Genomic DNA, 8,665 nt, shown 5'->3' on the forward strand with positions numbered 1-8,665 from the left:
TCGCCCCTTTGCTGCAAGGGAAACCGGCCGGGAGCATCAATGCCATCATGGCTTTGCTGGACGCCCACATCAAAGGAAACAACTTTGTGAAATCGGCTATTGAGACCGCGCTACTGGATGCCCAGGGTAAGCGGTTGGGCGTTTCGGTGGCCACCCTGCTGGGCGGTGCCATAACGGAAACCCTGCCCGTGCTCTGGACCCTGGCCAGCGGCGACACCGATAAAGATATAGAGGAAGCAATGGCGCTTCTGAAAAGCAAACGGCACAACACCTTTAAGCTGAAGATCGGCCGCAACGACTGGAGAACCGACGTGCGGCACGTAACCGCCATAAAAGAAGCCGTGGGACCAGACGTGAAAGTGACCGTTGACGTGAACCAGGCCTGGTCCGAAAGCACCGCCAAACAAGGTATAGCCCTGCTGCAGGAAGCAGGCATCGACCTGATCGAACAGCCCATCATCAAATCCAACTTCGACGGACTCGCCCGACTGACGCAGTACTTTCGGGTACCGATCATGGCAGACGAAGCGGCAGGCACGGTTGCAGATGCGTTTCAGCTCGCCAAAATAGGAGGAGGCAGCGTGTTTGCCCTGAAAATAGCCAAAGCTGGTGGCCTGACCAATATCCAGAAACAGGCTGCCATTGCCCAGGCCGCAGGTATCAGCCTGTACGGAGGCACCATGCTGGAAGGCACCGTGGGCACGGTGGCCTCGGCGCATGTTTTCAGCACACTCCCGCACCTCGACTGGGGCACCGAGCTTTTCGGGCCGCTTCTGCTGACTGAGGACATCGTCAAGACCAGGCTGACCTACGAGAATGGTGTGATGGAAATTCCGCAGGGCCCTGGCCTGGGTATAGAACTGGACATGCAACAAGTCGAAAAATTCAAAAGAAGATAAGCTATGCTATTTCACGTGCACATGACAGTAAACATCCCCCTCGATCTGGACAAAGACTATGTGGAGGGGCTGAAAACAAAAGAAAAAGCGCTTTCGCAGGAGCTGCAGCGGCAGGGTAAATGGACGCACATCTGGCGCATCGCCGGCCAATACGCTAACATCAGCATTTTCAACGTGGCCAGCGCCGGCGAACTGCACGACATCCTGATGTCGCTCCCGCTATACCCTTTTATGGACGTGGAAGTGACCGCACTCTGCCAGCATTACTCCTCAATCAAAAACGAAGAGGAAGCCCACTAAAAACCGCCTTAAAACAGATTAACCTTAAACCTTAGCATAAACTAACCATGGAAAGACATCAGATAGACGCCGTTGTTGAAAAAATCAAATCGACAGAAGTTCCCGGTCAGGGCTCGGAGCGCATCAAAGAGATTGTGAACCGCCTCACCACCGACCTTTTTTATGCCATCGAAGACCTGGACATTCAGCCGGAGGAGATCTGGAAGGCAGTGGACTGGCTCACGACCACCGGGCGGAACAATGAATGGGGCCTGGTAGTGGCAGGTATAGGACTAGAGCATTTCCTGGATTTGCGCATGGATGAGGCCGAGGCGAAGGCAGGTATAACAGGTGGTACACCCAGAACGATCGAAGGGCCGCTGTACGTGCCAGGCTCACCCGAGTCGGTAGGCTATGCCGAGCTGGAAACAGAGCCCGAAGTGGGAGGCGAGCGCCTGTACATGCAGGGCCAGGTTCGCGACGAAGACGGCCGGCCGGTGCCCAACGCCAAAGTAGAGGTATGGCATTGCAACCTGAAAGGTATGTACTCGGTATTCGATTCTTCGCAGCCGCCGTTCAATTTGCGCCGTGCCATCATCACCGACGCAGACGGCAGGTATAAGTTCAAGAGCATTTTGCCGGTCGGCTACAGCTGTCCTCCGGGCGGCGCGACCGACCAACTGCTCAATGCCATCGGGCGCCACGGCAGCCGGCCGGCACACATCCACTTCTTTGTAACGGCACCCGGCTACCGCAAGCTCACCACCCAGATCAACATTGAGGGCGACCCGCTCATCTGGGACGATTTTGCCTTTGCCTCCCGCGAGGAACTTGTGCCGCACATTACCCGCTATACCGCCGCTGAGGCCAAAGAGCAGTTTAACATCGACGAGCCTTTTGCTTCCATAGATTTCGATTTTGAGATACACAAAGAGCGGGAAGGCGTGTTTGCAGCCGAGATTGAACGTACCCACGGACCTCGCTAATAGCTAAACCAAGCACCAGATGCCAACAACAAAAATTGCCGGTAACGACTTTTTCTATACCTATGAAGACCTGGGGCACGACGATACCATCGTGTTCTCCAACTCGCTGGGTACAGATCTGAGCATGTGGGACCCTGTGGTGCAACTGCTCAGGCAGCATCTCAACATCCTGCGCTACGACACCCGCGGCCATGGCCAAAGCACCATCAGTTCCGACACGGTTACCATCGCCGAATTGGGGCAGGATGTCATTGCCTTGCTCGACTTGTTAGGTATAGGCAAGGTATACTTCTGCGGATTATCCATGGGAGGGCTGATTGGGCAGTGGCTGGGCATTCACTACCCGGAGCGATTCAAGAAAATAATCGTGGCCAATACCGCCGCAAAGATCGGGACAGCCGAGGGCTGGAACGCACGCATTGCGCAGGTCAGGGAACATGGGTTGGAAAGTATACTGCAGGGGACGGCGGAGCGCTGGTTTACGCCGGCTTTCAGGGAGGCGCACCCCGAGGTGGTCGAGGCCGTGCTGGAGAAGTTTTGCCATACCTCGTTGCAGGGATACATTGCCAACTGCGCTGCCGTACGCGATGCCGATTTCCGGAAAGAACTGCCGAAGCTGAAAGTGCCGACACTGGTGATCAGTGGCACCGCAGACGAAGTGACCACACCCTTAGATGGCGAATTTCTGGCGGGCGGCATCCCGCGCTCCCGGCATGTGCAACTAGAGGCCAACCACCTCTCCAGCATGGAACTGCCTGCTGAGTTTGCCAAAAATGTACTGTACGCCGCCAAAAATGAGGGCGACTTTTATCTACAAATTTACAATTAATAGCATATGAAATCGGTACCACAGATAAGTCTGGAAGAAGCGGTTGCTTTGGTAAAGGATGGTGATATACTGTTGCAGGGTGGCTTCGGGATGACGGGCAACCCGGTGCACCTGATGCACGCGCTGGCTGAAACCGGAACGAAGAATCTAACCTTTATTGGCAACAACGTAGGGGAGGCAGGTATAGGGGGCGGCAAACTACTGCGCAACGGGCAGATCAGGAAAATGATCGGCTCGTTTTTTACCAGCAACCCGGAGGCTGTGAAAGCTGCGCAGGAGGGCAAAGTGGAGTATGAACTACTGCCGCAGGGCACACTGGCCGAAGCCATACGAGCGGGCGGCGCAGGTATAGGTGGTTTCTTCACGCCAACTTCAGCGGGCACCGAACTGGCCAGGGGGCGCGAAACAAAAATGATCCAGGGCAAGGAGCAGGTCTTTATAGAGGGCATACGGGGCAATGTGGCCTTCGTGCGCGCCTGGAAGGCCGACACCGCCGGCAACCTGACCTACCGCATGACCGAGCAGAACTTTAACCGTGCCATGGCCACTGCCGCTGACCTGGTGATAGCCGAAGTGGAAGAGATTGTGCCTGTGGGCGAGATCGCCCCGGAGCACGTGCACACGCCGGGCTCTTACGTGGACTACCTGGTGGAGGCGAAACTGACGCTGGAAGACCTTGGCTCCTCTGCCTCCGTGGCCTCGTCCAGAAAAGCAGACGAAACCCGCATGAACATGGCCAGGCGTGCACTAAAGGAACTCAAAAAAGGAGATGTGGTAAACCTGGGCATTGGTATACCGACGCTGGTAGCTGACCTGATCACTCCGGAGGACGGCATTGTGATGCACACCGAGAACGGTATGCTGGGTGTGGGCCCGTCGCCAAAAGATGGCGGCGGCGCAATGGATTACCCTGTCAACGCCGGCAAAATTCCGGTAACGSCCTTCCGGGCTCCAGCTACTTCGATAGTGCCGACTCCTTTGCCATGATCCGCGGGCGCCATGTAGATATTGCCGTGATGGGCGGTCTGGAAGTGGATGAGCAGGCTAACCTGGCCAACTGGGCCGTGCCGGGGCAGCCGCTGCTTGGTGTGGGCGGCGCCATGGACCTGGCCTCGGGTGCCAAAACGCTCATCATCACCATGACCCACACTAACAAAGACGGTTCTTCGAAAGTGGTGCCGACCTGTAGCCTGCCTCTCACCGCCCTCAAAGCCGTGGACATGATCATCACCGACTTGGCCGTTTTCCGCTTTATCGACGGACAGTTGACCCTTATAGAACTGATGCCGGGTGCTACCCTGGAGGAGGTACGGGCTAAAACAACGGCTAGATTTATAGAGAAGCTGCAATAGTCGTCCTGTTCAGAGTTTTTTACATTGACACAAATAACAACCTGAACGGCACGGCTTAACAATTGAAATCTATACTTAAAATTACCTTACTCATGAGCAAAGAAGCCTATATCATAGATGGAATCAGAACACCGATCGGTAACCTGGGTGGGGCCTTGTCGCTTGTCCGAACCGACGACCTGGCAGCCATGGTCATACAAGAGCTGATCATACGGAATCCGGGAATACCAAAAGAGGCCGTGGATGACGTCATATTGGGTTGTCACAACCAGGCCGGTGAAGACAACCGCAACGTAGCCCGCATGGCGGCGCTGCTGGCCGGGTTGCCGGTAACCGTTCCAGGTGAGACCGTAAACCGATTGTGCTCCTCGGGTATGTCAGCGATCATGCATGCGGCGCGGGCTATTAAGGCCGGAGACGGCGATGTGTTCATTGCCGGTGGCGTAGAGCACATGACGCGGGGGCCGCTGGTCATTTCCAAGCCCAGCAAAGCCTTTGGCACCGATTCGCAGATGTATGACTCGAGTTTCGGCTGGCGCTTCGTGAACCCCAAGATGAAGGAAATGTACGGCGTCGACCCCATGGGCATCACGGCTGAGAACCTGGCGGAGATGTACATATCTCCCGTGAAGATCAGGATAAATTCTCGTACCAGTCGCAAATGAAAGCCACCAAAGCACAGCAGAATGGCCAGTTAGCCGAAGAGATCATGCCGGTTAGCATTCCGCAGCGGAAGGGGGAACCTACTGTGGTGTCGAAAGACGAATTTGTGCGACCCAATACCACCCTGGAAACTTTGGCCAAACTGAAGCCGGCTTTCAAGGCCGGTGGTACAGTGACGGCTGGGAACGCCTCTGGCCTGAATGATGGCGCGGCGGCTACCTATGTGGTTTCAGGAGAAGCTGTGGAGAAGTATAACCTTAAGCCGCTGGCACGCATCTTGAGTTCGGCTGTCGTCGGTGTGGAGCCCCGCATCATGGGTATTGGCCCGGTGCCTGCCACACAAAAAGCCCTGCAAAGGGCGGGCCTGACCCTGGACGACATGGACGTGATCGAATTGAACGAAGCCTTTGCCGCGCAAAGCCTGGCCTGCACCCGAGCGCTTGGTTTGGCCGACGACGATGCCCGCGTAAACCCGAATGGAGGAGCCATTGCCCTGGGGCACCCGCTGGGCATGTCCGGTACACGGATCGTATACAGTGCCGCACTTTCGCTGAAAAGACAACAGAAACGCTATGCGCTGGCCACTATGTGCGTGGGCGTAGGGCAGGGCTATGCCGTAATCCTGGAAAGGGTATAAGGGCTTTTCCATTGATTTATTAGTGAACATGAATAAGAGGGAAGCGATCCTGGACGCAGCCTTAAAGCTGTTTACGGAAAGTGGCGTCCGCGCCACTTCCACAAAATCAATCGCTACGGAGGCAAATACTTCGGAGGCGCTGATCTTCAAGCACTATGGCACAAAGGACCATCTGCTGGAAACCATCATCAAAAAAGCCTACCAGTCAGCAGCCCTTGAAACAAACCTATACCTGAAGGGGCTCTCGGCGGGCGAGTATGTCAGCAGCATGATTGAACTGCCAATCCTGCTCACAAATTCGAATCCCGACTTCTGGCGGATGCAGTACAAGATCATGGCCCTGAACCCGATCTCTTCCCGCTACCACGAAAACTTCATGCGGCCCTGCCAGTTGCGCCTGATCGAGTGTTTTAAAGATCTGGGGTATAGCGCACCTGAACTGGAAGCAGAGTTACTCTTGATTCACATCGACGGCGTCTGGAAGTACTTTGCAGCACATCAACCGGATGTTGCCAAAAGAAAGGCACTGGTTTCAGCCATGAGGCAGAAGTATAAGCTGTAGCGCACGGCCAGTGAACAGGCCTCAACAGATTGACAACGAAGCAAATCAACATAGCTATACCTGAAGTGCAGCTACCTTACCTGTCCCTGCCTGTAAGCGATAGGCCTGTCACCAGGCGGCAAGATAACGTATCAACCAAGCAGTCAGCAGGACGTACTATAGGTACAGATCTTTAACTCATTTCCGTTCGCATCCTCACCCACACGACGGTACGCGACCCAATGCCTGATGCGCTGATTCCTGAAGGTATAAGGTTTTCTTTTTATCTAAAACGAGTATGTCTATGCAGGAAATTATATTCTTACTGATGGCATTTCTGTGTGCTGGGGTGGTGCAGGCCCAAACCAGGCAAGGCAGTAATGCACGAAAAAACCAGCCAGAGGTAGCCTGGGTAAAGCACATCCCCACAGAAGATCTGATTACATGGCGCCGCCACATTCACCAACACCCGGAGGTGTCCTCGAGGAGGAACAAACCAGCAAATATGTGGAGGAAGTCTTGAGCAAGCTGCCTAACGTAGAGGTTATCAAGCCGGCCAAAACAAGTTTAATTGGGGTACTAAAAGGAGCCAAACCTGGCAGAACCGTCGCTTTTCGGGCAGACATGGATGCCTTACCCATTCAGGAGGAGACAGGCCTACCGTATGCCTCGAAAGAGAAGAACGTAAGCCACGCCTGCGGGCACGATGCGCACACCGCCATGCTGCTGGCAACTGCGGCTACCTTGTCTAAAATGCAGCAGGAGCTAAAGGGAACGGTCTACTTTATCTTCCAGCACGCCGAGGAGCAGCCCCCCGGCGGGGCCATCGACATCGTGGAATCAGGTGAGCTGAAGGGAGTGGAGGCCTTTTTCGGGATGCACGTTTTGCCCAATTTCCCTGCCGGGCACGTCGGTATACTGCCCGATGGCGCTGCCTCCACCGCGCAGGACATCTTTAACCTGAACATCATCGGAAAAGGATCGCATGGCTCCATGCCCCATTTAGGAATTGACCCGATTGTGGTAGGCGCGGCCATCGTCAGCGCCTTGCAAACGGTTGTGTCACGAAACGTTGAGCCAGGGGAAATGACAGTGGTGACCATCGGTAAATTTCAGTCCGGAGATGCCTTTAATGTGATTGCAGACAGGGCCGAACTGGCTGCCAGTATCCGCACTACATCCGATAAGACCAGAAAACAGGTAGAGCAAAGGATAAAGGAAATAATTGAAAGCATCACCAAGGCCTATGGAGCTACCTACGAGCTGGATTATATCAATACTTACCCAGCCATACAGAACGATAAAGCGCTCAACGCTCAGGTAAGGAAAAGTGCTGCTGCCATTCTGGGAAAGGAGCAGGTATTTGATGCCCCTATGATGACAGCCAGCGAGGACTTTGCCTACTACCGGAAAATTGCCCCTGTCAGCTTTATGACGCTCGGCATCGGCGACGGTCCGGCAAACCACAACCCCGGGTTCAGGGTGGATGAAAGCGCCCTGCAAAATGGGGTAAAAGCACAGGTGCAGCTCATCCTGGACTATTTAAATAAATAAGGGCTGTCTTTGGAAGGAAGTTCAGGTATAGGTCATCTTCCGGTACTGTCTTTAACGTGTGGCGACAGGGTTTAGGAGCAGTTCCGGCATGAATTGGGCAAGCCGAAAAAGTGCCAAATACTAAAGAACCAATTATTTAGGTTCCGTTTGTTTTTATGCGATAATATGGGCAGGAATGTATAGCATCGAGTCTGCCTAGAATGTGGATTGGGTTAAAAAGAATGGGTATGAAAAAACTGGAAAATAAGGTCGTCGTCATCACCGGAGCTGCTATGGGCCTGGGTCTTGCTGCGGCACATGAAGCCGCAAAACAGGGTGCACAGCTGTCGCTGGTCGATTACAATGAGAAAGCCCTGGGTGAGGCAAAGCAAGCCGTCTTGCAGGAGTACCCGGATACAAAAGTAATCACTGTGACGGCAGATGTTTCGGAAGAGGAGGAAGTGAGAAAATACGTTGATGAAACGGTGGAGGCCTTCAACCGCATCGACGGCTTTTACAACAACGCCGGCATTGAAGGGAAGCAAGCGCTGATGACGGAGTACGATGTAGCAGTATTCAGAAAAGTGATTGACATTAACCTGATGGGCGTGTTTTACGGCATGCGCTACATCATTCCCATCATGCAAAAGCAACAGTACGGTCGGATTGTAAACGTGGCATCGGTGGGCGGTATCAGGGGTGTTCTGAACCAAACCCCTTATGTGGCCAGCAAGCACGCCGTTTCAGGTATGACCAAAAATGCTGCGTTGGAATTTGGGCGCTACGGCGTCATCACCAATGCCATTGCGCCTGGCGCCATCTTAACACCCATGGTAGCCGAAGCTTTCCGGCAGGTAAACCCCGACGACCCTAAAGCCGCCGAAACCGAGTACGCAAAAGCCAATCCCACCAAACGCCTGGACGACTGCCGAAGGCAGCACAAGGG

General features: G+C 54.3%; 7 protein-coding genes and 2 pseudogenes. All 9 read left to right on the forward strand.

Annotation, left to right across the window (positions count from 1 at the left end; genetic code table 11):
* Positions 1 to 899, forward strand: an 899-nt coding sequence (locus tag O71_RS20055; protein WP_007660769.1) for a muconate/chloromuconate family cycloisomerase, incomplete at its 5' end; no start/stop codon positions are given.
* Positions 900 to 902: 3 nt separating this feature from the next.
* Entirely contained in the window at positions 903 to 1,199 is a 297-nt protein-coding gene (catC, locus tag O71_RS20060) for a muconolactone Delta-isomerase (protein WP_007660770.1), read from the forward strand.
* Positions 1,200 to 1,246: 47 nt separating this feature from the next.
* On the forward strand, positions 1,247 to 2,164 hold the full coding sequence (gene catA / locus O71_RS20065; RefSeq protein ID WP_007660771.1) for a catechol 1,2-dioxygenase: 918 nt from the start codon (positions 1,247 to 1,249) through the stop codon (positions 2,162 to 2,164).
* 19 nt (positions 2,165 to 2,183) lie between these two features.
* Positions 2,184 to 2,993, forward strand: a complete 810-nt coding sequence (pcaD, locus tag O71_RS20070) for a 3-oxoadipate enol-lactonase (protein ID WP_007660772.1) — start codon at positions 2,184 to 2,186, stop codon at positions 2,991 to 2,993.
* Positions 2,994 to 2,999: 6 nt separating this feature from the next.
* Positions 3,000 to 4,345 (forward strand): annotated as a pseudogene (locus O71_RS26130) (3-oxoacid CoA-transferase).
* 92 nt (positions 4,346 to 4,437) lie between these two features.
* Positions 4,438 to 5,645 (forward strand): annotated as a pseudogene (pcaF, locus tag O71_RS20085) (3-oxoadipyl-CoA thiolase).
* Positions 5,646 to 5,673: 28 nt separating this feature from the next.
* Complete coding sequence (locus O71_RS20090) at positions 5,674 to 6,207, forward strand: TetR/AcrR family transcriptional regulator (RefSeq protein WP_040574966.1); 534 nt, start codon at positions 5,674 to 5,676, stop codon at positions 6,205 to 6,207.
* 423 nt (positions 6,208 to 6,630) lie between these two features.
* Positions 6,631 to 7,740: a M20 family metallopeptidase gene (locus tag O71_RS20095; RefSeq protein ID WP_081490550.1), complete on the forward strand. Its 1,110-nt coding sequence runs from the start codon at positions 6,631 to 6,633 to the stop codon at positions 7,738 to 7,740.
* 227 nt (positions 7,741 to 7,967) lie between these two features.
* Positions 7,968 to 8,665 (forward strand): SDR family NAD(P)-dependent oxidoreductase (locus tag O71_RS20100; protein WP_040574970.1); only part of this gene is annotated, 698 nt, incomplete at its 3' end.

The sequence above is a fragment of the Pontibacter sp. BAB1700 genome (genome assembly GCF_000277005.1).
Lineage (GTDB): Bacteria > Bacteroidota > Bacteroidia > Cytophagales > Hymenobacteraceae > Pontibacter > Pontibacter lucknowensis.